The organism is Streptomyces sp. M2CJ-2 (assembly GCF_016757295.1).
In the GTDB taxonomy this organism is placed as follows: domain Bacteria; phylum Actinomycetota; class Actinomycetes; order Streptomycetales; family Streptomycetaceae; genus Streptomyces.
Map to the genome: position 1 here is coordinate 1 of NZ_JAESIF010000023.1, position 25,551 is coordinate 25,551.

General features: G+C 70.6%; 24 protein-coding genes and 3 pseudogenes. 22 read left to right on the plus strand and 5 right to left on the minus strand.

Going from position 1 to position 25,551, the window contains the following annotated elements; genetic code table 11:
• A pseudogene (locus JL475_RS18875) lies at positions 1-480 on the plus strand (IS6 family transposase); the annotation flags it as partial.
• A 232-nt stretch (positions 481-712) separates the two neighbouring features.
• On the opposite strand, the gene JL475_RS18880 reads toward JL475_RS18875, so the two are convergent.
• On the minus strand, positions 713-1,393 hold the full coding sequence (locus JL475_RS18880; RefSeq protein ID WP_307825103.1) for an IclR family transcriptional regulator: 681 nt from the start codon (positions 1,391-1,393) through the stop codon (positions 713-715).
• A gap of 149 nt (positions 1,394-1,542) precedes the next feature.
• Here JL475_RS18880 and JL475_RS18885 point away from each other — a divergent pair, with 149 nt between their 5' ends.
• The 8 genes from JL475_RS18885 to JL475_RS18920 are packed head-to-tail and all read left to right on the plus strand — an operon-like array spanning position 1,543 to position 8,317.
• The gene (locus JL475_RS18885; RefSeq protein ID WP_202278914.1) at positions 1,543-3,186 is read left to right on the plus strand and encodes an FAD-dependent monooxygenase; all 1,644 of its coding nucleotides are present in this window, start codon (positions 1,543-1,545) and stop codon (positions 3,184-3,186) included.
• Positions 3,183-3,422, plus strand: coding sequence for a hypothetical protein (locus tag JL475_RS18890; protein ID WP_202278915.1), 240 nt, complete (start codon positions 3,183-3,185; stop codon positions 3,420-3,422). The genes JL475_RS18885 and JL475_RS18890 overlap by 4 nt, the downstream gene beginning before the upstream one ends.
• A gap of 58 nt (positions 3,423-3,480) precedes the next feature.
• Positions 3,481-3,621: a hypothetical protein gene (locus JL475_RS18895; RefSeq protein WP_202278916.1), complete on the plus strand. Its 141-nt coding sequence runs from the start codon at positions 3,481-3,483 to the stop codon at positions 3,619-3,621.
• A gap of 26 nt (positions 3,622-3,647) precedes the next feature.
• Complete coding sequence (locus tag JL475_RS18900) at positions 3,648-4,844, plus strand: homogentisate 1,2-dioxygenase (RefSeq protein WP_202278917.1); 1,197 nt, start codon at positions 3,648-3,650, stop codon at positions 4,842-4,844.
• A complete protein-coding gene (locus JL475_RS18905) occupies positions 4,841-5,713 on the plus strand; it encodes a hypothetical protein (RefSeq protein WP_237407588.1) in 873 nt (290 codons plus the stop codon). The genes JL475_RS18900 and JL475_RS18905 overlap by 4 nt, the downstream gene beginning before the upstream one ends.
• On the plus strand, positions 5,710-6,912 hold the full coding sequence (gene fahA / locus JL475_RS18910) for a fumarylacetoacetase (protein ID WP_202278918.1): 1,203 nt from the start codon (positions 5,710-5,712) through the stop codon (positions 6,910-6,912). The genes JL475_RS18905 and fahA (JL475_RS18910) overlap by 4 nt, the downstream gene beginning before the upstream one ends.
• Positions 6,913-6,914: 2 nt before the next feature.
• Complete coding sequence (locus JL475_RS18915) at positions 6,915-7,676, plus strand: CoA transferase subunit A (RefSeq protein WP_202278919.1); 762 nt, start codon at positions 6,915-6,917, stop codon at positions 7,674-7,676.
• On the plus strand, positions 7,676-8,317 hold the full coding sequence (locus tag JL475_RS18920) for a CoA transferase subunit B (protein WP_202278920.1): 642 nt from the start codon (positions 7,676-7,678) through the stop codon (positions 8,315-8,317). Before JL475_RS18915 ends, JL475_RS18920 begins: the two co-directional genes overlap by 1 nt.
• A gap of 385 nt (positions 8,318-8,702) precedes the next feature.
• Here JL475_RS18920 and JL475_RS40095 read toward each other — a convergent pair.
• The 3 genes and pseudogenes from JL475_RS40095 to fahA (JL475_RS18930) form a co-directional block, all read right to left on the minus strand.
• Positions 8,703-8,903, minus strand: a pseudogene (locus tag JL475_RS40095) (IS5/IS1182 family transposase); the annotation flags it as partial.
• Positions 8,904-9,141: 238 nt separating this feature from the next.
• Positions 9,142-9,831, minus strand: coding sequence for an IclR family transcriptional regulator (locus tag JL475_RS18925; RefSeq protein WP_202278921.1), 690 nt, complete (start codon positions 9,829-9,831; stop codon positions 9,142-9,144).
• A gap of 23 nt (positions 9,832-9,854) precedes the next feature.
• Positions 9,855-11,063, minus strand: coding sequence for a fumarylacetoacetase (gene fahA, locus JL475_RS18930; RefSeq protein ID WP_202279039.1), 1,209 nt, complete (start codon positions 11,061-11,063; stop codon positions 9,855-9,857).
• 284 nt (positions 11,064-11,347) lie between these two features.
• Between fahA (JL475_RS18930) and JL475_RS40100 the strand changes: the two genes are divergently transcribed.
• From JL475_RS40100 to JL475_RS18970, 8 genes are all read left to right on the plus strand, one after another.
• Complete coding sequence (locus JL475_RS40100; RefSeq protein WP_237407590.1) at positions 11,348-11,890, plus strand: hypothetical protein; 543 nt, start codon at positions 11,348-11,350, stop codon at positions 11,888-11,890.
• Between the two features lie 110 nt (positions 11,891-12,000).
• Positions 12,001-13,200 (plus strand): homogentisate 1,2-dioxygenase, encoded by a 1,200-nt coding sequence (locus tag JL475_RS18940; RefSeq protein WP_202278922.1) that lies wholly within the window; start codon positions 12,001-12,003, stop codon positions 13,198-13,200.
• A gap of 64 nt (positions 13,201-13,264) precedes the next feature.
• A complete protein-coding gene (locus tag JL475_RS18945) occupies positions 13,265-14,608 on the plus strand; it encodes an MFS transporter (protein ID WP_202278923.1) in 1,344 nt (447 codons plus the stop codon).
• Positions 14,605-15,420, plus strand: coding sequence for an SDR family NAD(P)-dependent oxidoreductase (locus tag JL475_RS18950; RefSeq protein ID WP_202278924.1), 816 nt, complete (start codon positions 14,605-14,607; stop codon positions 15,418-15,420). The genes JL475_RS18945 and JL475_RS18950 overlap by 4 nt, the downstream gene beginning before the upstream one ends.
• A complete protein-coding gene (locus tag JL475_RS18955; RefSeq protein WP_202278925.1) occupies positions 15,417-15,878 on the plus strand; it encodes a nuclear transport factor 2 family protein in 462 nt (153 codons plus the stop codon). Before JL475_RS18950 ends, JL475_RS18955 begins: the two co-directional genes overlap by 4 nt.
• Complete coding sequence (locus JL475_RS18960) at positions 15,875-16,708, plus strand: SDR family NAD(P)-dependent oxidoreductase (protein ID WP_202278926.1); 834 nt, start codon at positions 15,875-15,877, stop codon at positions 16,706-16,708. The genes JL475_RS18955 and JL475_RS18960 overlap by 4 nt, the downstream gene beginning before the upstream one ends.
• The gene (locus JL475_RS18965; RefSeq protein ID WP_202278927.1) at positions 16,701-18,167 is read left to right on the plus strand and encodes an FAD-dependent oxidoreductase; all 1,467 of its coding nucleotides are present in this window, start codon (positions 16,701-16,703) and stop codon (positions 18,165-18,167) included. The genes JL475_RS18960 and JL475_RS18965 overlap by 8 nt, the downstream gene beginning before the upstream one ends.
• The gene (locus tag JL475_RS18970) at positions 18,164-18,682 is read left to right on the plus strand and encodes a nuclear transport factor 2 family protein (RefSeq protein WP_202278928.1); all 519 of its coding nucleotides are present in this window, start codon (positions 18,164-18,166) and stop codon (positions 18,680-18,682) included. The genes JL475_RS18965 and JL475_RS18970 overlap by 4 nt, the downstream gene beginning before the upstream one ends.
• 247 nt (positions 18,683-18,929) lie before the next feature.
• On the opposite strand, the pseudogene JL475_RS40105 reads toward JL475_RS18970, so the two are convergent.
• Positions 18,930-19,265: pseudogene (locus JL475_RS40105) on the minus strand (DNA cytosine methyltransferase); the annotation flags it as partial.
• A 344-nt stretch (positions 19,266-19,609) separates the two neighbouring features.
• On the opposite strand from JL475_RS40105, the gene JL475_RS41505 reads away from it, so the two are divergent.
• The 5 genes from JL475_RS41505 (at position 19,610) to JL475_RS18995 (ending at position 25,211) form a co-directional block, all read left to right on the plus strand.
• Positions 19,610-20,815, plus strand: a complete 1,206-nt coding sequence (locus JL475_RS41505) for a cytochrome P450 (RefSeq protein WP_202278929.1) — start codon at positions 19,610-19,612, stop codon at positions 20,813-20,815.
• 142 nt (positions 20,816-20,957) lie between these two features.
• Positions 20,958-21,323, plus strand: a complete 366-nt coding sequence (locus tag JL475_RS18980) for a DUF4277 domain-containing protein (RefSeq protein WP_202278930.1) — start codon at positions 20,958-20,960, stop codon at positions 21,321-21,323.
• Complete coding sequence (locus JL475_RS18985; RefSeq protein WP_202278931.1) at positions 21,320-22,093, plus strand: hypothetical protein; 774 nt, start codon at positions 21,320-21,322, stop codon at positions 22,091-22,093. The genes JL475_RS18980 and JL475_RS18985 overlap by 4 nt, the downstream gene beginning before the upstream one ends.
• A 451-nt stretch (positions 22,094-22,544) precedes the next feature.
• The gene (locus tag JL475_RS18990; RefSeq protein WP_202278932.1) at positions 22,545-23,633 is read left to right on the plus strand and encodes a zinc-binding dehydrogenase; all 1,089 of its coding nucleotides are present in this window, start codon (positions 22,545-22,547) and stop codon (positions 23,631-23,633) included.
• Positions 23,634-23,726: 93 nt separating this feature from the next.
• Positions 23,727-25,211, plus strand: coding sequence for an aldehyde dehydrogenase family protein (locus JL475_RS18995; protein ID WP_202278933.1), 1,485 nt, complete (start codon positions 23,727-23,729; stop codon positions 25,209-25,211).
• Positions 25,212-25,551 lie beyond the last annotated feature (340 nt).

A 25,551-nucleotide genomic window follows, 5' to 3' on the forward strand; every position in this document is an offset into this window, starting at 1 on the left:
TCGAGCGCGGCGTCATCGTCTCCTACGAGACCGTCCGCCGCTGGTGCGCGAAGTTCGGGCAGCACTACGCCAACGCGCTGCGCCGCCGGCAGCCCCGGCCCGGGGGACACGTGGCACCTGGACGAGGTCTTTATCAAGATCAACTGGGAACGGAAGTACCTGTGGCGGGCCGTCGACACCGACGGCACCGTCCTGGACATCCTCGTCCAGTCCCGCCGGGACAAGGCCGCGGCCCGGCGGTTCTTCCGCACACTGCTCAAGAAGACCCGCACCCTGCCGCGGGGGATGGTCACCGACAAGCTCCGCTCCCACCGTGCGGCCCACCGCGAGGTCAGGCCCTCGGTCGAGCACCGCTGTCACCAGGGCCTGAACAGCCGGGCCGAGAACAGTCACCAGCCGACGAGGCAGCGCGAACGCGCCATGAAGGGCTTCCGCAGTATCGGCGGGGCCCAGCGGTTCCTGTCCGCGTTCAGCTGCATCTCACCGCACTTCCGGCCCCGTCGCCACCTGATGGCCGCCCCGAACACCGCGTCGAGATGACCGTCTGCTTCGCCATCTGGGATCAGGTCACCGGCGCTGTCGGCCGGTCTGCCACGGCTTGACTCCGGGCCCGAAGCGCAAGCCCACCACGCCCCGACGCGCCCTCGGACACTCATACACCCAACAACGTGACAACGCCGGGCAAGCGCCCGGGAGACGGATCCCTGGCCGGTCAGACGGACGGACTCAGCGCCGTGGTGAGGCGCTCCGCGGCGGCGACGACGGCGGGGGCAGCGGCCTCCGCCAAGTCCTGATGATGAGTTAGGACGGTCACCGCGGCGGGCTGCTCGTCGGGCCGGGCGCCCACGGGGGAGGCGACGCCGAAGATACCGGGCAGGACTTCCTCGCTGGTGACCGCGTACCCGCGGACGCGGACGTCGGCGATCCGCTCGGGCTCGTCGGGCGTGGGCTCCGCGGCGGCCAGCAGGGCGAGGCCGCCGGCGCCCCGGTCGAGGGGGTCCCGGTTCCCGATGCGGTACGAAAGCCGGGCGCCGGAGCCGGGCGGCTCGACGACCGCGACGGCCACCGCCTCCATGCCGTCACGGACGACGAGGCAGGCGGTGGCGCCCAGTTCCGCGGCGAGGTCACGCAGCACGGGCTGCGCCGTGTCGAGCATCGGGGGGCGGGACTGCTGGGCCAGGGTGAAGAAGGCGACGCCGATGCGGTACCGGTTGGCCTCGTCCTTGGAAGCGAAGTCCTGCCGCACCAGTGCCGTCAACAGTCGGTACGCGATGGACCGGTGAACGCCCAGCCGGGCCGCGATCTCACTGGCCGTCAGCCCCTGCGGCTCCTCGGCGATCATGCGCAGTGCCATGAGCCCCCGCTCCAGCGTCTGCGAACCTCCAGCGGCCACCTCGCGCCCCTTCCCTCAGGTCCTTCTTTCCGCGATGAAGGAACTTTTTCCCCTTGGCCTCTTGACGTGAGGACATTATCGCGACGAAGGTGTTGCAACATTCGTAACACGTTGTTTCACTATTTGCAACAACTGGGAAGTGTGTCCTCGTGTACTTCGAACCGCACCATCACGACTTCGTGGACTTCACCTCTACAGCGCCCGGCGCCGGCCCCGAGCAGGTCGTGGTGGCCGGAGCGGGACCCGTAGGCCTGGCCGTCGCCCTGGGCCTGGCTCGCCGCGGGGTCGCCGTCACCGTGCTGGAGGCCGGTGACTCGGTCTGCCACGGCAGCAGGGCCATCTGCCTTTCCCGCCACTCCATGGAGGTCCTGGACCGCATCGGCGTGGGCGGGGAGTTCGCCCGGCTGTCCCTGCCGTGGACCACGGGCCGCAGCCACTACCGCGACACCGAGGTGCTCGCCTTCGCCATGCCGCACGGCGAGGCGGACGTCCGGGCGCCGATGGTGAACATCTCCCAGTCGGTCGCCGAGCAGATCCTGCTCGACGCCGCTCTCGCCGAGCCGCGGATCAAGCTGCGCTGGAAGAGCAGGGTCACCGGCGTCACCCAGGACGACGGCCAGGTCACCGTCGAGGCTGAGACCCCGGCCGGCCCGCGCGTCCTGCGCGCCCGCCACCTCGTCGCCTGCGACGGTGCGCACAGCGCGGTCCGCAAGGCGCTCGACGTCCACCTCGAGGGCACCAGCTACGAGGGCCGGTACGTCATCGCGGACATCCACTGGGAAAGCGAACTGCCCACCGAACGGCAGGCCTGGTTCGACCCGCCGTCCAACCCGGGCCAGACGATCCTGCTGCACCGCCAGCCCGACGACATCTGGCGCATTGACTACCAGATCGACGCCGACGAGGACCCCGAGGAGGCGATCCGCGAGGAGAACGTACGCGCCGTGATCACCCGTCACCTCGAGTGGCTCGGCACCAGGAAGCCGTGGACCCTGGAGTGGTCCAGCCTGTACCGCGCTCATGCCCGCGCCCTGGGCTCCTTCCTGCACGGCCGTGTCCTGTTCGCCGGCGATGCCGCCCACCTGGTCCCGATCTTCGGCGTGCGCGGCCTCAACTCCGGTCTGGAGGACGCCGACGTCTACGCCTGGGCACTGGCCGCCGTGGTGAACGGAGGGGCCGACGAGCGGATCCTGCGCACCGTCGCCGACGAACGGCGGGACGCCTGGCGGCAGAACGCCGAACAGGCCGAGAAGTCCACCCTGTTCATGACGCCCGGCACCGACGGCTACCGCCTCACCCGGGACGCCGTCCTGCAACTCGCGTTGGCGCGGCCGGTGCTCACCCACCTCATCAACCCGCGCCAGTCCAGCGCCACCCACAGCCGGACCTCGCCGCTCACCCACACAGCCGCCCCGGCGGCGAGCGGCCCGCTCCCCGGCGACCCACTGCCCGACCTCAAGGTCGTCCCGGTGGGCGGCGAGGAGACCGGCCTGCACGCCCTGCGCGGCGCCACCTTCTCGCTGATCGCCGCGGCCACCGCCGCCGACGCCGCACGCGTGGCGTCCGAACTCTCCGCCCACCTGCCCGTCACCGCCCTCGCCACCGAGGGCGAACCCGCCCCCGGCGTGCCGGTTCTGGGCCACGAGGCAGCCACCCGCCTCGGCCTGGCCGAGGGCGAAGCGCTCCTCGTCCGACCCGACGGTCTGGTTCTCGCCCGGATCCGTACCGGCGAACCGCTCGGCCCGCTCACCCGACACCTCACCGACCAGCTCACCGCAGGAGGAGCGCGATGACCACCACCACCGAACCCGCTCCGCCCACCGATGTCGCCGTCGCCGTCCAGGACGACGAGGACCGCGCCATCGCGCATGCCGAGGCCACCTGGCGCACGCTCAGCGAGGCCATCGACCGGGCCGGCGAAGCGGGCCGAGTGCCGTTCCTCGTCCGCCTCACCATGCTCACCGCGCTCGACCACCTCACCCCGGAGCGGTTCGCCGCCCTGGTGGCCGAGGCAGAGAGGACCGCGTAACCGCACGCCCACGTCTACGGACGACCTCACCCTCCTACGGACGACAACGGAGTCCTCCTTGTCCGAACCCACTGCCCCCGCGTCGGCGAAGGCGCCGACCGGCGCCACGGGACGCGGCTTCGCCCCCGACGCGGCACCCGCCCCCGACGCGGCACCCGCCCCCGACGCGGCACCCGTGCCGGTCGCCGGTGCGCTCTGACACCCCCTACGAAAGGAGGTCGGCTCATGGCCCACTACCGCAGCCTCGGCACCATCCCCCCGAAACGGCACACCCAGTTCCGTTACGACGGCGACACCCTCGCCTTCGAGGAGCTGATGGGAGAGGAGGGCTTCTCCGCCGACTCGTCGCTGCTTTACCACAAGCACATCCCCTCCGCGATCACCGACTCCTCCGTATGGCAGGTGCCGGACGCCAGGACCGTGCCCAACCACCCTCTGCAGCCCCGTCATCTGAAACTGCACGAGCTGTTCAAGGACGACGCCTGGCAGGAGACGGACGTGGTCACCGGCCGTCGGCTGGTCCTCGGCAACGGCGACGTGCGCATCTCCTATGTCGTCGCCGGGAGTGCCTCGCCGTTGTACCGCAACGGCATCGGCGACGAGTGCGTCTACGTCGAGTCCGGCAGCGCCCGCGTCGAGACCGTCTTCGGCGTGCTCGACGCCCGCGCCGGCGACTACGTGGTGATCCCGCGCGCCACCACACACCGCTGGATCCCGCAGGGCGGGGAGCCCCTGCGCGCCTACTGCGTCGAGGCCAACAGCCACATCGCCCCGCCCAAGCGCTACCTGTCCCGCTACGGCCAGCTCCTCGAGCACGCCCCGTACTGCGAGCGCGACCTGCACGGGCCGACCGAGCTGGTCGAGGGCACAGGCACCGACGTCGAGGTCCTGGTCAAGCACCGCGGTGCGGGCGGCGAGATCGTCGGCACCCGGTTCCTGCAGGCCCACCACCCGTTCGACGTGATCGGCTGGGACGGGTGCCTGTACCCGTACACCTTCAACATCGAGGACTTCGAGCCGATCACCGGGCGGGTCCACCAGCCGCCGCCCGTCCACCAGGTCTTCGAGGGCGACAACTTCGTCATCTGCAACTTCGTGCCACGCAAGGTGGACTACCACCCGCTGGCCGTCCCGGTGCCGTACTACCACTCGAACGTCGACTCGGACGAGGTCATGTTCTACTGCGGCGGCGACTACGAGGCCCGCAAGGGCTCCGGCATCGGCCAGGGCTCCGTCTCGCTGCACCCGGGAGGCCACAGCCACGGCCCGCAGCCCGGCGCCTACGAGCGCTCCATCGGCGCCGAGTTCTTCGACGAACTCGCCGTCATGGTCGACACGTTCCGCCCACTGGAGATCGGCGAGGGCGGCAGGGCCTGTGACGACGGCGCATACGCCTGGAGCTGGGCGGGGCGGCGAGCATGACGGTCCCGCACGCACTGCTGGACGCGCTGGTCGACGACGCGGGCCTGTTCCCGCCCACCGCGCTGCCCATGGACCGGGCGGTCGAGCGGCACCGCGCAGACGCGGCGGCCGGGGAGGCGATGCACACCCACCGCTTCCTCGTTCCCGCGTCCCGGCTCGGCGAGCTGCGCTCCCTGCTGCGCGACGGCGAGGTCTTCGAGCTCGGTCTGATCGCGGACCAGGACGCCGAGACCCTCGCCGCGGCCTGCGCGCAGATCCTCGCCGACCCACGGCTGCGGCTCGCCCTCCTCGAAGTGCCCCTCAAGGCCTTCGGCGAGGACGAGCACACCGCCCTGGACGCGGTGTCGGCCACGTTGCAGGACGTGCCCGGCGAGGTGCCCCTGTACGCGGAGCCGGTCGTGCAGGCACACCCCGAGCCACTGCTCACCGCGCTCGCCGCGCACGCCGGAACCCGTCCCCTCGGCGCCAAGCTCCGCTGCGGCGGGGTCCGCGCCGAACTGTTCCCGTCGGTGGAGCAGGTCGCCGCGTTCGTGTGCGCCTGCGTCGCGGCCGGGGTGCCGTTCAAGGCGACCGCCGGACTGCACGAGGTGGTCCGCCACACCGCGCCGGAGACGGGTTTCACCCACCACGGCTACCTCAACCTGCTCCTCGCCGCGGCCACCGCTGCCGACGGTGGGGACGAGGCTGCCGTACGAGCCGTCCTGGAGATCGAGGACGGCGGCGAACTCGCCCGCCGCGCCGACACGCTGACCGGGGAACAGGCCGTCGCGGCGCGCCACGCGCTCGTCTCGTACGGCTCCTGCTCCACCGCCCGTCCCGTCAGCGAGGCGCGGGCCCTGCTCCACACCCCTGTGAAGGAACACGAATGACCACCACCTGGGTCACCGTCCCCGACGGCTCACCCTTCCCGATCCAGAACCTCCCCTACGGCGTCTTCACCCCGAAGTCCGGCGGTGGGGCGCGCGTGGGCGTCGCCATCGGCGAGCAGGTCCTCGACCTGGCCGCAGCCCTCGGCGACGACACCTTCGCGCGGGGCTCCCTGAACGCCTTCATGGCCCAGGGCCGTGCCCGCTGGCAACAGGTCCGTGCCGACATCACCCGGCTGCTGACCGACGCCACGGCCCGCCCCGCCGTCGAACCGCACCTGCACGCGCTCACCGACGTCGGTCTCGGCATGCCTTTCGAGGTCGCCGACTACGTCGACTTCTACGCCTCCGAGCACCACGCCGCCAACATCGGCCGCATGTTCCGGCCGGGCAGCGACCCGCTGACCCCGCAGTGGAAGCACCTCCCCATCGGCTACCACGGCCGGGCCGGCACCGTCGTGCCGTCCGGGACGCCGGTGGTGCGGCCCAACGGGCAGAAGCGGCCCGCCGACGGCCAACTGCCCGGCTTCGGCCCGTCCTCGCGCCTCGACATCGAGGCCGAGGTCGGTTTCGTCGTCGGCACCCCCTCGGAGCTGGGCAGGCCCGTCGCCGTCGACGCCTTCCGCGAGCACGTCTTCGGCGTGACGCTGGTCAACGACTGGTCCGCGCGCGACGTCCAGAGCTGGGAGTACGTGCCGCTCGGCCCGTTCCTCGGCAAGTCGTTCGCCACCTCCGTCAGCTGCTGGGTGGTTCCGCTCGACGCCCTGGAGGCCGCACGGGTCGCCCCGCCGGCGCGTGAGCACGAGCTCCGCCCGTACCTGACCGAGAAGGAGCACTGGGGCCTCGACCTCACCCTCGAGGTCCGCCTCAACGGCCACCTGGTGGCCACCCCGCCGTTCTCCGCCATGTACTGGACACCCGCCCAGATGCTCGCCCACATGACGGTTAACGGCGCCTCGCTGCGCACCGGCGACTTCTACGCCTCCGGGACCGTCTCGGGCCCCGAGGAGAACCAGCGGGGCTCCCTCATGGAGCTCGCCTGGGGCGGCGAGACGCCGGTGACACTGCCCGACGGCTCGGTCCGTACCTTCCTCGAGGACGGCGACGAGATCACCATCACCGCCACCGCCCCGGGCGCCGACGGCACCACCATCGGATTCGGCGCCGTGACCGGCCGCATCGAGCCGGCCGTGGAGGCGTGAACATGGACAAGACAGTGGCGTCCGCGGCCGAGGCGATCGCGGACATCCCCTCCGGCGCCACCCTCGCCGTCGGCGGTTTCGGCGTCTGCGGCGTGCCGCAGGAGCTGATCGACGCCCTCCACGAGCAGGGTGCCGGCGACCTGAGGGTGGTCTCCAACAACTGCGGCACCGACGACCACGGCCTCGGCATCCTGCTCCGGGCCGGGCGGATCAGCCGGGTCACCGGCTCCTACGTCGGCGAGAACAAGGAGTTCGCCCGCCAGTACCTGTCCGGCGAACTGGAGCTGGAACTCGTCCCGCAGGGCACGCTCGCCGAACGGCTGCGCGCGGGCGGCGCCGGCATCCCGGCCTTCTACACCCCGGCCGGTGTGGGCACCGCCGTCGCCGAGGGCGGCGTGCCGTGGAGGTACGCGGCCGACGGCTCGGTCGCGGTCGAGTCCCCGGCAAAGGAGACCCGTGTCCTCGACGGCGAGACGTATGTTCTGGAGCGGTCCATCAGCACGGATTTCGCCCTGGTGCGGGCCTCGAAGGGCGACCGGCACGGCAACCTCGTCTTCGACAGGACCACGGCCAACTTCAATCCGCTGTGCGCGACGGCCGGCCGGGTGACCGTCGCCGAGGTCGAGGAACTCGTCGAGCCCGGTGAGATCGCCCCCGAACACGTCCACCTGCCCGGCATCTTCGTGCAGCGCGTGGTCGAGGTGCGAAAGCGGGGCGCCAAGCCCGTCGAGAAGCGAACCGTCCGCGAAGGGAGCGCCGTCTGATGGCCTGGACCCGCACCGAGATGGCGGCCCGCGCCGCCCGCGAACTGGCTGACGGCCAGTACGTGAACCTGGGCATCGGCCTGCCCACCCTCGTTCCCGATCACCTGCCCGATGACGTCCATGTCGTCCTCCACTCGGAGAACGGGATCCTCGGCACCGGCCCCTACCCCACCCCGGACGCCGTCGACCCCGACCTCATCAACGCGGGCAAGGAGACGGTGACCGTGGTCGCGGGCGCCGCCTTCTTCGACTCGGCGCTGTCCTTCGCCATGATCCGCGGCCGTCACCTGGACGTCGCCGTCCTGGGCGGTATGCAGGTCTCCGCGCGCGGCGACCTCGCCAACTGGGCGGTCCCCGGGAAAATGATCAAGGGCATGGGCGGAGCGATGGACCTCGTACACGGTGCCCGCCGCGTCGTCGTCCTGATGGAACACGTGGCGAAGGACGGCAGCGCCAAGCTGGTCGAGTCCTGCACGTTGCCGCTCACCGGCCGGAGCTGCGTCCACCGCGTGGTCACCGACCTCGGCGTCCTCGACGTCACCGATGAGGGCTTCCGGCTCGTCGAACTCGCCCCGGGAGTCACCGAGGAGGAACTCCGCGACAGGACGGGCGCGCCGGTGCTCGCCCCCGCCGCCGTCTGACCCGCGTCCGCAGCCACCGAACGGGCCGCCCCGAGAGATCGGAGTGGCCCGTTCGGCAGTGAGTCCTACGTTGCTGATGGGTCGATCGGGGCCAATGGAAGAAAGACCTCCTGGCAGCTCGCGGTGGTCGAATCCAGAGAGAAGCAAGAGGCCCCGGTGTCGAAGTGTCGCGTGGTCGTGGTTCGTCGAGTCCAGTTCGTCCCTCCTGGGGGTGACTGCCTCGCCCATCGGCTCGGGAACGCGGCCGACCGGCCGGAGCGTCGGCCCCGGTACGACTCGGACATGAGCGATGCGGAGTGGGCAGTAGTGCGGGACCTGCTGCCGGTTCCGTCATGGCCGGCGGGCGAGGGCTGCAGGCCGGAGGGGTACTGAGCGCTTTCCACCCTCACGTTGACGCGTGGTGAAGAACGAGAACGGTCTTCACGATGTCGGTGATGCGGTGGATGCCGCAGCGAGGTTTCCGCAGCAGGCGCCGGCCCTTGAGCGTGGCCATGGCCTGCTCGCCGACGCAGCGGATCGTGGCGTGGGTGGTGTTGTGCCGGCGCTGCCACCGCTTGAGCCGTCGGCCGCGGAACGGGACGCGAACGGGGCGGCCGGCGTCCTGGCACGCCCAATAGGCGCTGTGGGTCGGCCGTTGAGCCGGTCCTGGCAGGGGCCGGGTGAGATGTCTGGTCCGTATGCGGCGCCTGGGAGCGCTTGGGCAAGGCGTCCATCGGCGTCTCGGTCTTCCAGGGGGACGACGTCGAAGAAGCTGCCGCACAGGTCCTGCGCGCCGCAGCCCGACTCGCCTCGCTGCTGTCCTGACGAAGCCCGGCGCCGGGTTCTCAGAGGTGATCGCTCGGGACGCCGATGGCTGCGGCCGCGTCCAGCACGTGCGGGATCGCTTGGTCGGCGAGCTGCGGATCCGAGGTGACCACGTTGATCGCCGCCCGGACCGGCCAACCGGGCAACGGTGCCGCGATGCCATGCGCGCCGACGTTCACCTCTCCGTGGGTGACGATGTAACCGGCGTCACGGATCCCCTGTACACGCTCCGGCTCGGAGACGCGCGGGGGACCGGCGGCGAGACAGGCCAGGCCCCCGGAGCCGTGGTCGAGCGGGTCGCGGCTTCCCTTGCGGTACCAGAACAGCGGCCCGTCGGTGGGGGGTTCGGCCACGACCGTGGTGACCGCCGCCGTGCCGATGGCCTCGACGAGGCTCGCGGTGGCGTCCAGCTTCTGCGCCAGGCGCTGGAGGACGGGCTCGGCGATGGTGCGCAGGCTGGGGCCGGCGTCGCCGAGGAGCCCGGCCACGGTCGGGCCCACGACGTAGCGGCCGTCGTCGTCGCGCGCGGCGAACCCCGTCCGGTGCAGGGAGACGAGAAGTCGGTGCGCGATGGAGCGGTGGAACCCGGTCGCGGCCGCGACCTGACTGGTGTTCAACCCCTCGGAGTGGCGGCTGAGTTCGAGCAGAATCGCAAGGCCGCGCTCCAGGGTCTGCGAGCCACCGCCTTCGGGCTCGTTCGACGGCGTCATGACACCTCTCCGGGAATCAGGGTTCAGACCGTGGGAAGGATCTTGCCACGGACCTCTCCGAGGCCGATGCGGCCTCGGGCGCCGGGCGCGGAGTAGCGCAGGACCACCTCGTCGCCGTCCTCGAGGAAGGTACGCTCCTGCCCGCCGGCGGTCCATGTCTCCTTGCCTCCCCAGGACAGTTCGAGGAACGAGCCGCGCTGGTGCTTCTCCGGGCCGGAGATGGTGCCCGAGGCGTAGAAGTCGCCGACCCGCAGTGAGGCGCCGTTGACGGTGAGGTGGGCCAGCATCTGCGCGGGCGACCAGTACATGCAGGAGTACGGCGGGCGTGCCACGACCGTGCCGTTGACCTCGACCTCCACCTCGATGTCGTATCCCGAGGGGCCCTTCTCCTGCAGATACGGCAGAACGGCCGGGTCCTGGCCGGGAAGGTCGACGCGGGCGTGCTCGAGCGCGGCGAGCGGGGTGACCCACGCGCTGATGGTGGTGGCGAAGGACTTGCCGAGGAACGGGCCGAGCGGAACGTACTCCCAGGCCTGGATGTCGCGGGAGGACCAGTCGTTGACGCCGGTGACACCGAAGACGGTCTCGGTGAACTCCGAGGTGGCGACCCGCTGGCCGAGCGGGACCGAACGGCCCACGACGAAGCCGAGTTCGGCCTCGATGTCCAGGCGCAGCGACGGCCCGTAGACAGGCGCGGGGTCGGTCGGGGCCTTGCGTTGACCGGCGGGACGGCGCACCGGTGTCCCGGAGACGATGATGGATCCGGCACGGCCGTGGTAACCGACCGGAAGGTGGCGCCAGTTGGGCATCAGCGCATCGCCGTCGGGGCGGAAGATCCGACCGACATTGGTGGCGTGGTCGACGGAGGCGTAGTAGTCGACGTAGTCGGCGACCTCGAACGGCAGGTGCAGGGTGGCATCGGCCAGCGGCACGAGCCGTACACGGTCGCGGTAGGCGGTGTCGGTGAGCAGTTCGACGGCCCAGGAGCGGACCGCTGCCCAGGTCGCCGGACCGTCGGCCATGAGCGGGTTCAGCGCGGCGGTGTCGAGCAGCACCGTCCAGTCGGGGCGCAGAGCGGTGGCCGCGGCGCCCAGGTCGAGTACGTGGTCCCCGATCCGGACACCGATGCGCGGGCCGGACTCCGCGGTGGAGAAGACGGCGTACGGGAGGTTGTCGACGTCGTACGCGCTGCCGGCCGCAGCCTTGACCCAGGTGACGGGAGGAGTGCTCATGTGGAGAGCCCTTCGGTATCGGTGTTCCGGGTGACGAAGTGACGGGCAGACGGTGGCCGGGTCGAGCATGCACAGGCCGGCCAGGTCCTCGAGCGGTTCGAGAGCGCTGCAGGACCCGTACGAAGTGAACGTCGACCGCGCGGCGGCGGCGTCGACCGCGGGGAGCGCGGTGATCGCCCGGGCCGGCGTGCCCGGGTCGCACTCGGCGAGAGCGGCGCGGACGTCGGACAGCGGGACTCCGGCGCGGGCCCACGCGGTGGCCGGCAGCACGTTGAGGTAGCCCCGTGGTGCTCGAACCCGGTCTCGCGCCCTGTGTGCCGGACCGCGTTGTGGAGCCCGGCCGTGCACTTGAAGGCGGCGCCTGCGGCGACGGCGTCGTGGATCCACGCGGCCACCTCGCTCTCGGTGGGGAAGGCAGCGGCCTCGGTGCCCCCGGTGCGGAACTTCAGCCGGAAGCCGTGTCGGGCGACCGCGGCGAGGGTCTGCTCCCATACGGGGCCACCGGGGCGCGGCACCTCGACGTACACGGTGTCGGAGAGGCCGAGCGCGGCCGGCTCGTCGACCTGAGCGGGCACGGGCAGCGCGGGATTCGGCTTGACCTCCAGGGCGGCGAGCACGAGGCGGTCGGTCACGGCGACGGCGTCGAGCGCGGCCGGGACGGCTGCTTGCCCGGCCACGACGCTCACCCGCAGACCCGCTGGGAACAGCTGCGGCGCGGCGAGCCGGGCCAGGTCGTCGAGGTCGGCCACGGCGTGCGGCAGCGGCGCCAGGCCGGGAGGGAGGACCGCGGCGTCGTCCACGAGATGTCGGAAGACGAGAGGTATTGACATGGGCCGCACCCTAACTGAGGATCTTCGAAATGCGAACACGCGGTGTTCCTTTATCGGTCACTCGGTTCTCGGTGACTCAATTCATCGGTCAACACGCCGGAGGGGTCATGGCGTACTACCGTCGAGTCGGCACGGTGCCGCCGAAGCGGCACACGCAGTTCCGTGATGACGCGGGCAAGCTCTACTACGAGGAGTTGATGGGGGAGGAGGGGTTCTCCTCCGACTCGTCGCTGCTGTACCACCGGGGCGTCCCGTCGGCGATCGTCGCGAGCGAGATCTGGGAACTGCCCGACCAGTCGACAGTCGTCAACCATCCGCTCAAGCCTCGCCATCTCAAGCTGCACGACCTGTTCGACGCGGATGAGGCGAAGACCATCGACGCCGTGACCGGGCGCAGGCTCGTGCTCGGCAACGGCGACGTGCGCATCTCCTACGTCGTGGCCGACGAGGCTTCGCCGCTCTATCGCAACGCGATCGGCGACGAGTGCGTCTACGTCGAGGCCGGTACCGGCGTGGTCGAGACGGTGTTCGGCGTGCTGCCCTATCGAGCCGGCGACTACGTGCTGCTGCCCCGCGCCACCACGCACCGCTGGGTCCCCGACGTCACCGACGGACCGAGCCGGCTGTACCCGATCGAGGCGAACAGCCACATCGCGCCGCCCAAGCGCTACCTGTCGAAGGACGGCCAACTGCTCGAACACGCGCCTTACTGCGAACGGGACCTGCACGGGCCGACCGGGATCCACCTGGCCGAGGGACGCGACGTGGCGGTGCTGGTCAAGCACCGCGGTGGTCGGCACGGAGTGGTCGGCACCCGGTTCGTCTACGACACGCACCCCTTCGACGTCGTGGGCTGGGACGGGTGCCTGTACCCGTACACCTTCAACATCGAGGACTTCGAGCCGATCACCGGGCGGGTCCACCAGCCGCCGCCCGTCCACCAGGTCTTCGAGGGCGACAACTTCGTCATCTGCAACTTCGTGCCACGCAAGGTGGACTACCACCCGCTGGCCGTCCCGGTGCCGTACTACCACTCGAACGTCGACTCGGACGAGGTCATGTTCTACTGCGGCGGCGACTACGAGGCCCGCAAGGGCTCCGGCATCGGCCAGGGCTCCGTCTCGCTGCACCCGGGCGGACACGCCCACGGCCCGCAGCCGGCGGCGATCGAGGCGTCCCTCGGAGCGGAGCACTTCGAGGAGTCCGCGGTCATGGTCGACACCTACCGCCCGCTCGAACTGGGCGAGGGCGGACAGGCCGTCGACGACCAGCAGTACGCGTGGGTCTGGGCAGGCCGACAGGCGTGAGCCGTCAACTGCCGCGCCCGACAAGCGATCAACCATCCGTAAAGCGCATCCAAAGGACCGATCCATGAAAAACCTGGCCACCGAACCGACGCCGACCAGCGAGTCGGCGGCTCTGTCGCCCCCGGCCGCCGCGAGCCCCCGTTCCACATTCAAGGTCATCCGAGCGGCGGTCCTCGGCACCGTCGTCGAGTACTACGACTTCGGCATCTACGGCTACATGGCCACCCTCATCGCGACGCACTTCTTCGTCGAGAGCGACCCGAACACGGCGCTCCTTTCGACCTTCGCCGCGTTCGCGGTGGCGTTCTTCCTCCGGGCGCCCGGCGGCGTCCTCTTCGGCCACGTGGGCGACAAGTATGGCCGTAAGAAGGCGCTCACCTGGACCATCCTGCTGATGTCCGTCGCCACCGCCGGGATCGGCCTGATCCCCTCGTACGCCACACTCGGCCTCTGGGCGACCTGCCTGCTGGTGCTGTGCCGTTGTCTCCAGGGCTTCGCGGCCGGTGGTGAGCTCAGCGGCGCGAACGCCTTCGTGTCCGAGCACGCGCCGGCGCACCGACGGGCCTTCCACACCTCGTTCGTCAACACCGGCACCTATCTCGGCTCGCTGTTCGCCTCGCTCGTCGCGCTGGTGCTCACCGTCAGCGTCAGCGAGGAGATCGTGCGCGCCTGGGCCTGGCGCATCCCGTTCATCCTCAGCCTGTTCATCGGCGTGATCGGCCTCTACATCCGCAGCCAGCTGCCCGAGACCGAACAGTTCGAGGCCGTCCAGGACAGCGAGACGGTCGAGGTCGCGAAGTACCCCATCGCCGAGGTGTTCGCGCAGGCGTGGCGCCAGATCGTGCTCGTCATCTTCCTCGGGGCGCTGATCGTCGGCGGCTACTACGTGGCCGGCGTGTACGCCGCCAGCTATCTGCAGACCGAAGGCGGTCACTCGGCCGACTTCGCGTTCATGTCGACGTGCCTCGCCATGGTCGCCGCCGTCATCAGCCTCCCGGTCGCCGGGTACGCGGGTGACCGTATCGGCCGCCGGCCCGTGTTCTTCCTGGGCAGCGGCGTCACCGCGGTCATCGCGCTGCCGGCCTTCATGCTGATGCGCGAGGGCAGCCCGGTTTCCGCCGTCCTCGCCCAGTGCTCTCTGACCTTCTTCATCGGGCTCGTCAACGGTGTCTCGTTCGCGACGTACGCCGAGATCTTCCGGGCGCGCTACCGCTACAGCGGTATCGCGATGAGCAACAACGTCACCAACATGCTGCTCGGCGGTACCGCGCCGTTCATCGCCACGCTTCTGATCAATGTCACCGGAAACAACCTCGCGCCGGCGGGCTACATCATCGTGACCGCGCTCATGACCTTCGGCGCCACCTTCTTCCTCAAGGAGACCCGCGGGAAGGAGCTGGAGCTGTGAGCCCCGTGCCGACCGACCGACGACGCTTCGAAGGCCGTTCGGTCGTGGTCACCGGCGCCGCCGGCGGCCTGGGCCGGGCCGACTGCCTGGCGCTCGCCTCCGAGGGGGCGCACGTCTGGGCAGCAGACATCGACGTGACCGCTGCCGAGGCGCTCGTCTCCGAGCTCACAGCGGCCGGTGGGTCAGGGCGGGCCGTCCGACTCGACGTCGCCGACGCTGACTCGTGGGGCGTGCTCGCGGGCGAGGTGGAGGCCGCAGGGCCGCTGCACGGCTTGGTCAACAACGCCGGTGTCAGCCTGCGTGCCGGCATCGCCGACACCACCGTCGAGCAGTGGCGCCGCGTCATGGACGTCAACCTGTCCAGCGTCTTCTACGGTCTCAAGACGCTCACCCCCGCTCTGGCGCGGGGCGCGCAGGACGGCGGCGCGGCCGTCGTGAACATCTCCTCCATCGCCGGCATGGTCGGCTACTTCTCCGCCACGTACGGCACCAGTAAGTGGGGCGTACGCGGGCTGTCGAAGGTCGGCGCGCTCGAACTCGCCGCTCTCGGTATCCGCGTCAACTCGCTGCACCCGGGACTCACCGGCACGCCACTGCTGCACCAGGCCGCCGACACCACCTTCGTGGACGAGAGCCTGCGGTCGGTCCCGGCCGGCAGGCTCGCGACCCCCGAGGAGATGGCGCGCGTGGTCGCGTTCCTGCTGTCCGACGACGCCACGTACATCACTGGCGAGGAGATGGTCGTCGACGGTGGACTGACGTCCGGCGGGCTCTACCACCGCATCCTCGCGGGTCTGGAGGAAAAGCCGTGACCCCCCTGCTCGAAACCCTCCTCGAGGTCCAACACCTCTACGCCGCCCAGTCGCATGCCATCGACACCGGTGACGCCGAGGCATGGGCCGACACGTTCGTCGCCGACGGGGTCTTCGACTCCCCGACATACGACAAGCCGGTCACGGGCCGCGACGCACTCGTCGCCTTCGCCCGCGACCTGCACGCCGCGGCGCCGCACCTGCACCACGTCATCACCAACGTGCTGGTCCGGCCCGCGGCCGAGACCGGCGAGTACGACGTACGCGCCAACCTCCTCATCGTCACCACCCACGACCTCGCCTCCGGGGCGGCCCGGATCGACCGCATCACCACGATCGACGACCGGCTGCGCCGCACCCCCGACAACCCCGCCGAACTGAGGCTCGTACACCGCCGCGTGACCCGCGACGGCGCCGCGCCCGAACCATCCGCACCCCACCTGAAGGAGCACCCGTGAGCACCCAGACCCCCGAAGACAATCCGGGCCGCGTCAACCACGACGCCCTGCCCGCCCTCAACCCCGAGCTGGTCGGCCGCACCGTCGTCGTGACCGGAGCCGGTCGTGGCATGGGCGCGCTCTTCCTGGAGGAATTGGCCCGTCGCGGTGTCAACGGCGTCGGCGGCGACCTCGACCAGGAGGCGATGGCATCCGTCGCCGACAAGATCAACGCCAACCTGGCCGGCGTCGACGGCGCAGGCCGCGTGGTCGGCGTGGGCGCCGACGTCACCGACCCCGCCGCCGGCGACGAACTGGTCGCCACCGCCCTGCGCGAGTTCGGCCGGCTCGACCTGTGGGTCAACAACGCCGGTGTCTTCCCGCAGGCGGAGTTCACCGACATCACGCCGCAGCAGCTGTCGCTCACCTACGGCGTGAACGTCAACGGTGTCGTCTACGGCGGCCAGGCGGCCGCCCGCCACTTCCGCACCGTCGACGGCGGCGTGATCGTGAACATGGCCTCGGTCGCCGCCGTACGCGCCCGGCCGACCCGGGCCTCTTACAACTCCTCGAAGGCCGCGGTGAAGCACCTCACCACGTGTATGGCCGTCGAGCTCGGCCCCGACAACATCCGCGTCAACTCGATCGCGCCGGGCTACATCGACACCGAGATGACCCGCTGGGTCCGCGACGACCAGGCTGCCATGGACCGGGCGCTCACCACCGTCCCGCTGCGTCGCCTCGGCGCGCCCATGGAGGTCTTCGGCGCCCTGTACTTCCTGCTCTCCGACAGCGCCCGGTACATCACCGGCGCCAACATTCCCGTGGACGGCGGTTCGCAGCATGTCTGAGTCCGACACCATCGCCTACGACTACGACGTCATCGTCGTCGGCGCGGGCGGCGCCGGTCTGGCGGCCTCGGTCTCGGCCGCCCAGGCGGGCGCACGGGTGCTGCTCCTCGAGTCCGAGGACGAGATCGGCGGCTCCACCCAGCTGTCCGCCGGGCTGCTGACCGCCTCGGCCACCAGTGTCCAGCAGAGCCTCGGGGTCGAGGACTCGCCACAGCGCATGTTCCAGCACTACATGGACCTCAACGGCTGGCGTCTCCGGCCCGGCCCGGTCCGGATGTTCTGCGAGGAGTCCAGCGCGGTCGTCGACTGGCTGCTCGACCTGGGCGTCGAGATACCCGCACAGGTCTCGCGCAGCGCCCATGAACCGGGGCTGACCCGTGCCGGAGTGGAGGACGTCTGGCGCGGCCACGTGCCCAAGGACCAGGGCTACGGCCTGGTGCAGGTGCTCGACAGAGCCCGCGCCCGGCTCGCCGTGGACCTCGCCCTCGGCAGCCGGGTCGAGGACCTGGTGATCCGCGATGGTGTCGTCCGCGGCGTCGTCCTGGACGGCGAGGAGGCCACCGCAGCCGCCGTCGTCATCGCCAGTGGCGGCCTGGCGGCCGACCCGAAACTCGTCCGCCGATTCCTCCCCGACGCCGAGATCGCCGGCGACGCGCTGTTCGTGGTCGCCGCGCCGGGCTCGCGGGGCGACCACATCCGCTTCGCCGAACGGCACGACCTGGCGCTGTTCGGGCAGGGCTGGGGCCTGCTCCTGGTGACCGCCGAGTTCCAGCGCTACCACCACTGGCAGAGCGGTTTCCCGCCCGCCTCGCGCATCAACGTCGGCCTCGACGGGCGGCGTTGCATGGACGAGGACGCACCCTACGCGGTCAGCCCGGGCATCCTCAAGGACCAGGGCGGCTGGGTCTGGTCGGTGTTCGACGACGCGGCCCGTACCGGACTGCCGGGCGGCTACGCGGACTGGACCGCGGACCGGATCCTGGAGGAGGTCGCCAAGGGCGTCGTGCTGCGCGCCGACACTCTGGAGCAGCTCGCCGACCTGATGGACGTACCGGCGGACCACCTGGTCGCGAGCGTCGACCGGTTCAACGAACTGTTCGTCCAGGGGCGCGACGAGGACTTCCTGCGCCACGAGTCCCTGGCAGCCAAGGGTGCCGACCCGCACCTCGCGCCGATCGCCACCGGACCCTTCTTCGCGGTGAAGATGCTGCCCGCAGAGCTGGTCTGCACCCACACCGGACTCGAGATCGACACCAGGACGAGGGTCCTCGGCGTCGAGGGCCGGGCGGTCCCGGGGCTGTATGCGGCCGGCGAGGCCGCCGGGGGCGTCCTCGGCGAGCGCTACGTGGGCGGCGGCAACTCCGTCGCCCACGCACTGGTCCTGGGCCGAGTCGCCGGCCGAGAGGCGGCCGCACGTGCCGCCGCACTGTCACCCCGAGTCGAGGAGATTTCCGCATGAGTCGCGCCGACGACCGTTTCGAGATCCAGGACGTCCTGTTCCGCTACGCCCGGGCGGTGGACCGGCTGGACCACGACGCCATCGCGGCCTGCTACTTCGACGACGCCATCGACGTCCATGGTGCCTACACCGGTGACGCCTCGGGCCTCGTCGAGGACATCCGTGGCCGTCACCGCACCATCGACTCCTCCCAGCACTTCATCTCCAACGTGCTGGTGGAGTTCACCGGCGAGAACAGTGCCGACGTCGAGTCGTACTGCCTGTGCTTCCTGCGGCAGGCCCCCGCCGAGCCCGGCGGGGAGCAGGACTTGGCGATCATCCGCTGCCGGTACGTCGACCGGTTCGAGCGGCGCGACGGCTCCTGGGGCATCGCCGACCGGGTGGTCGTGTTCGACGAGTCCCGGGTCGTCCGCATGACCGACGCCCTCGACCCCACGTGGGTCGCCTCGCAGCGCGACGGGTCGGACCCGGTCTTCACGTGGGGGCATCGCACTCCCGTGCAGGCGCAAGCGTAGGTCGTGAGCAGCGCTCGAGTGCCCCGAGACCTTGGGGTACGGGCCGTGACGGGCGCTGGGCGCCGCCTCCGCAGTGACGACCAACAGGTGCACCCGGAGGCGGGCGCCCGTCCTGGGGGTGAGAGAACACAGACACGCAGGCGGGCAGGAGCCACGGACTACATGGGGTCATGTGTGACGGGTGTGCCGGTCACCCCGGAGAGAGCGCCGCTTACAGAGCCCCGGGGGTGGGCTTGATCCGCTGGGTGGCCTTACTGGTGAATGTGGGCGCCGGCTCGTGGGCGGGAGTGGCGGCGCGCGCACCGTGTCGGGCGGTCCGGCCCGCACCGCGGGTCTGGGGTTCGAGCACTACGTGTGCGCCGACGTGCTGGGGCTGCCAGTGGCCGCGGTCGCGAGCGTTGGCGAGAGTCTGCCGAGACCCGGAGGGGAATGGCTCGGGCCCGCCACCGGGCCCGCCGCCGGCGCAGACCGTCGGGACGGGCCGGTCGGTTGCGCCCCAGCCCAGAGCCTCCGCCATGCTGACCCAGCGGGCGCGGCCCGGCCCGAACAGCGACTCGGGTTCTGCCTCTCGGGCGTGGGTCGGTGGGGGGCGGTTCGGCGGCGGTGACGTGGTCGACCGGTGCCTCACTGTTGTTTTCTCCGCGACGGCGGCACCGTCGTTCCGTCTGCCGCCTCGGGTCGGTGCCCGCCCTCCGCCGCGAGCGGGCACGGGGAGGTTTCCGCGGCGGATCCGAAGCGGCGAGGTGCCGTTTCCATCTGGGATTTCATGGGGCGCCGATGGGCAAGTAGCCAAGTTTCAAAGGGAGTTGAGGGGAAATTCTTCGGTGTCGGTACGGGTGGTGCAGGACCGTTGCCCCACGGGTGCACCCTATGCATAATGAGATGTCGCGTCCATAAAATTAGACGCTGTATCGGTGAGGGGCCCTGGTGAAGCAGACTCAACCGACCGAAAATCCCAACTGTCCTGTGGTGGATTACGTCTACAGTCCGCCGCCCACGCCGGTCGGGTGGCTGTTCGACCGGCTCGACCGGTATCAGGACATGTCCCGGCCCGCGGTGTGGACCGAGGAGGGTAAGGGCTACTGGATCTTCACTGATCACGACGCGCTGCTCGAAGGCCTGCAACAGGCCGACCTGTGGTCCAGTGCGGTCGTCGATCCGACCCAGCAGGATCCGGACTACATGTGGATCCCGATCATGCTGGACCCGCCGCTCCACGCGAAGTGGCGCAGGCTGCTCGGGGCCTGGTTCACGCCGGCCCGCACGAAGTCCCTGAAGGAGGAACAGCAGCGTCTGGCCGCCCAGTTGATCGAGCGGCTGCGGGACAAGGGCGAGTGCGACTACGTCCGCGACTTCGCTCAGGTGCTGCCGTCGATCGTCTTCCTCCAGATCATGGGAATGCCCCTGGAGAAGCTCGACGAATTCATGGTCTGGGAACACCAGATCCTGCACGGCAATACCGAGAGCGACCCGGACCGGTCCCTCCAGGCCGCGGCGCTGCACAAGGTGATGCAGTACTTCGGCGAACTCCTCGCCGAACGTCGGGCGAACCCTGATCCGGACGCGCAGGACATCGTCAGCGCCGCGATCACGTGGGAGATCGACGGTGTCCCGATCCCCGATGCGGACCTGATCAACTGCCTGTTGCAGTTGTTCATGGCGGGCCTGGACACGGTGGCGGGCGAGGCCTCGTACTTCATGTACCACCTGGCGAAGCACCCCGAGGACCGTCGCCGCATCGCTTCCGAGCCCGAGTTGATCCCGCACGCGGTCGAGGAGTTGCTGCGGGTCTACCCGATCGTGCAGACCGCGCGCAAGGCCACCCGGGACGCCGACTTCCACGGCTGCCCGGTCAAGGCCGGACAGGTGGCGCACTTCCCCCTCTCGCTGGCGAGCAGGGACGAGAAGGCGCACCCCCGTGCGCGGACGGTCGACCTGGACCGGAAGGAGACCCGACACCTCGCCTTCGGGGCCGGCCCGCACCGTTGTCCCGGATCGCACCTGGGGCGCCAGGAGTTGGCCGTGATGATGGAGGAGTGGCACCGGCAGATCCCCGACTACGAACTGGTCGAGGAGCCGACCGAGCACGGGCTCGTCCTGGGCCTCAACTCGCTGCCGCTGCGGTGGAACTAGTCCCGTACTTCGCGGGTCGTTGATTCGCAGGACGTGACCGGTCCGGGGGTGTCCTGGGCCGGTCGTGTGGGGTGTGTCGAGGGCTTCCCGGTTTCCGCGGCCTCGGTCTCAGCGTCAGCGCCTTGATGTGGTGGTGACGTCCGTGGTGGAGAAGCGTCTGGGCGCTCTGCCTGTCGCTGCCGAGTTTCTGCGCCGGCTGGATGTCGCCGGGATCGTCGACGAGGTGTGTCCGGGAGGCGCGAGCGCGCATCTGACCCATGGGCAGGTGATCGAGGCGCTGGTGGTCAACCGGCTGACCCCGCCCGCGCCGCTGGTGCGGGTCGGTGACTGGGCCCGTACCTGGGCGGTGGAGGAGGTGTTCGGCATCGAGCCGGCCCTGCTCAACGACGACCGTCCGGCCCGGGCCCTGGATGCGATCGCGCCGGAGCTGGACAGAATCGCGGGACGGTCGGCGCCCGGGCGATCGCCGAGTTCGGGATCGACGTGTCGAGGCTGCACTGGGACATGACCAGCATGTCTGTCCATGGGGCCTTCCCTGCCGAGGACCAGGACGAGCAGTACCCGGTCGTCAGCTACGGGCGCCCCGAGGACCGGCGGGTGGACCTGAAGCAGGTCCAGGCCGGACTCGCGGTGTCCGCCGACGGCGGCATTCCTGTCCACGCTCGTGTCTTCGACGGGGGTGCGGCCGAGGCCAGCCAGGTCGTCGGCGCGATGAAGGACCTGCAAGGCATGGCTGGTGCACGGGAGTTCTTGCTGGTCGCCGATTCCAAGCCGGTGTCCTGTACGAATGTCGCCGCCCTGCTCGCGGCCGGGGTGGATTTCATCGCGCCGGTCCCGGCTGCCCAGGTCAAGGACGAGGTCTACGCGGCCTTGGACGCTGCACAAACACAGGCGGTGGGCTGGGTGCCCGAGCGGGACGTGGACAAACCGGCCGCCGCGCGGGAGAGCTACCGGGTGCTGGAGGACGTCCACACCATGGCCGGATCCCGGCGCACTCCACCGCCGTCGCGGCGGGCCAGCGCCGGGCCCGCGAGAAGCGACTGGCCCGGGCCGGCGGGGAGATGGACAAGCTCGCCGGCGCGGCGGGCGGCCGACACTACGGCACCCACCAGAAGATCATGGCCCGGATCGGGGTCATCGCAGCCAAGCGGCACGTCGCCTCCTGCCTGCGCTGGACGATCACCGGAGGCGAAGGCGAGCCTCCCGCCCTTCGGTGACACTTCGACCAGGACGTCCTGGCGGCCGAGGCTGCGATGGACGGCTGGTGGGCACTGCTGACGAGCATCCCGGCCGAGCAGGCCGGCCCGGACCAGATCCTTGTCCACTACAAGGGCCAGGGCGCGGTCGAACGCCGGTACCACGACTTCAAAGGCCCCCTGGCGGTCGCGCCGGCCCTCCCGCGGCCCACCCCGCGCGCGTGGTCGGCCGTGCGACCAAGGTGTCCGGCATCCGCTCCGAAGACCGTGCGTGCCGCCGGGTCACAGCACCTTGACACGGCCGCTGTGACGGTGGCCATACTGAGACGGCTTGCTTCAAAAGGCTCTGTGGTGGCCCGGCCTGTGTCGACGGCGGACGAGCAGCGATCCGTCGTGCGCACGCACGGAACGGTCCGGTCCGAACCGCGCTCAGCGGGACGGAGGTTCACCGACCGCCCCGTGCACGGCGTGGAGCATGCGCGTGGTCGGGGCACGCCGATCGGCGCGTCCCGAAGCTCTCGGAAGGAGTCTTCATGAAGGCACTGGTGGTCGAAGCGTTCGGCGCCCCGTTCACGCTCGCGGACGTCGATCTCGCCGACCCGATCGGCCGCGAGGTGTTGGTGGAGGTGAAGGCGTCCGGCCTGTGCCACAGCGACCTCGCGGCAGCGCAGCACGACCTCGGCCTCCCGGTCCCCTCCGTCCTCGGGCACGAGGTCGCGGGAGTGGTGGTGGGTCTGGGCCCGGACGTGACGGAGTTCGTCGTCGGGGATCACGTGGTCGGCTGCCTCGTCCAGTACTGCGCCCGCTGCGACCGCTGCCTGTCCGGCCGCATCAACCAGTGCCGTCACCCCGAGGCCACGCTGCGCGGCGCCGATCAGCCGCCGCGGCTCAGCCTGAACGGCAAGCCGCTGTTCCAGGGCATGGGCCTGGGCGGGTTCGCCGAGCAGTGCCTGGTCCACGAGAGCCAGTTGGTGCGGCTGCCCGACCTGATGCCGTTCCCCCAGGCCGCGCTCATGGGGTGCGGTGTCGCCACCGGCGCCGGCGCGGTCGTCAACACGGCGCGGGTGCAGGCGGGCGAGACCGTGGTCGTCATGGGCTGCGGCGGGGTGGGGCTCAACGCGATCAGCGGGGCCGTCACGGCGGGTGCCACGACGATCGTCGCCGTGGACGTCGCCGACGAGAAGTTGGAGACCGCGCGCCGCTTCGGGGCCACCCACACCGTGAACTCGAAAACGACCGACCCCGTCGAGGCCGTACGGGAGATCACCGGTGACGGTGCCGACGCCGTCTTCGACTTCGTCGGGATGCCGCAAGTCACCAAGCAGGGATGGGAGATGGCGACGAAGGGGGGCGGCCTGTACCTGATCGGCTCGATCGACCCCGAGACGTCGCTGACCTTCACCAGCATCGACGCGGTCGTCTCGCAGAAGCGGGTGCAGGGGGTCTACATGGGATCGACCGTCCCCAAGCGCGACCTCCCGATGTACGCGGAGCTCTACCTGGCCGGCCGGTTCAACCTCGACGACCTGGTCTCGAAGGAGATCTCCCTGGACCAGGTGAACGAGGGTTACCAGGCCCTGCGCGACCCGAACATGACCCGGGTCGTCATCACGTCGTTCTGAGCGAGCCGACGCCCGCCCGCGACGCCCGCCCGTGTCGCGCGAGGGCACCACGGACCCGCACCCTCTTCCCCCGGACAGGATGGGCACTGGAACATGAGCGAGCAGAACAGCGGAACCGTCACCGCCGAGCACGTCGACAAGAAGGAGCTGGAGCGCGTCCTCGCCCTCCAGCGCGAGGCGTTCCTCGCGGAGGGCACCCCGAGCGCCGAGGTGCGCCGTGACCGCATCGACCGGCTGATGCTGGCCGTCCTGGAGGCCGCCGACCCCCTCGCCGAGGCGCTCCAGGAGGACTACGGCAGGCGGCCCACCGCGCTGTCGAAGATGTTCGACGTGCTGTCCTGGCTGGAGGACGTCAAGGTCAACCGTGAGTGCCTCGAGGAGTGGATGAAGCCCGTCGTCCTCGACGGCCCCCCGCCCGCCTTCATCGAGCAGAAGCCGAAGGGCGTCGTGGGTGTCATCGGCGCCTGGAACTTCCCGGTCAGCCTCACCGTCCACCCCGCCTTCGCCGCCCTGGCCGCGGGGAACCGGGTGATCATGAAGTTCCCGGAGAACCACCCCCGCACCGGCAGGGTCCTCGCGCAGGCTGTGGCGAAGTACTTCGCCGAGGACGAGGTGGCCGTCGTCCTCGGCGACCTCGAGACGGCCAGGGACTTCTCGAGTCTGCCGCTCGACCACATCGTCCTGACCGGATCTCCCGCGGTCGGGAAGGCGGTCGCGGGTGCCGCGTCCGCGAACCTGGTCCCCGTGACCCTGGAACTCGGCGGCAAGAACCCGGTCGTGCTCGGACGGGACGCCGACCTCGACCGGGCGGCCGAACGCCTTGCGCTCGCACGGGCGATGAACAGCGGTCAGGTCTGCTCCTGCCCCGAGTACGTCTTCGTGCCCCGCGCGCACCTCGACACGTTCCGGACCAAGCTCGAGGCCGAGTTCCGGCTGCTCTTCCCCACCTTCCTGGAGAACCCCGCGGCGGTCGCCATCATCAACGACCGCAACTACGAGCGGATCACCGCGCTCATCGACGACGCGACCGCCAGAGGAGCGACCAAACTCCAGGCCGTCGCGCCCGACGAGGCGGCGCACCTGCCCTCGCCGGGCAAGCGGCTCATCCCTCCGACGATCCTGACCGACATCCCGGCGGACGCGAAGATCAACGACGAGGAGGTCTTCGGTCCCGTCATCTCCCTCTTCCCCTACGACGACATCTCCGAGGCGATCCGCTACATCCAGGTCCGCCCGGCGGCGCTGTGCGCCTACTACTACGGGGAAGACGGCGCGGACTTCCGGGCGTTCGTGCAGGGCACCACGTCGGGAGGCGTGACCCGCAACGACTGCTTCGCGCACCAGACCGTCCCCGGTGCACCGTTCGGCGGTGTCGGTCACTCCGGCTACGGCGCCTACCACGGCAAGGCCGGCTTCGACGAGTTCACCCACCGCCGCACCGTCGCCGCACCCGAGGGAGACCGTCCGTTCGCCGCGGGCTCCACGGGAGAGGCCGTCCTCCACCCGGACGTCGAGGCCGGTCTGGACCAGTTCGTCGCGAGCGAGGTCGCGGCGCTCCGGAGCCGCCTCGGGCGCTGACCCGCGCCCCGGACCGCTTTCCGGACCGCCACTCCGCCGGACACCCCACCACCCTTACTGTGGTGGGGTGTCCGGCGGAGTCCTGTGCGGTGCCGCACACCGCGACGCCCCTCTTTGCGACACACCGGTGCAAGCGGACCTGTCAGCCGATGTCCGCTCGGACCGGTCGCGGGCGCACTGCTCCCGCCTGTGGCACAGGCTGGTCGAACTCAGCGGCCCACGTGCGCGCTTTTTCTCGCCGGCTCAAAGTGAGGAGGGAAAGGCGGAGTGACCGCGATCGCCGCACAGGAAACAGGTACGCCGTGAATGACTTCCCCGTCGAGGAGATCCCGTCTCTTCT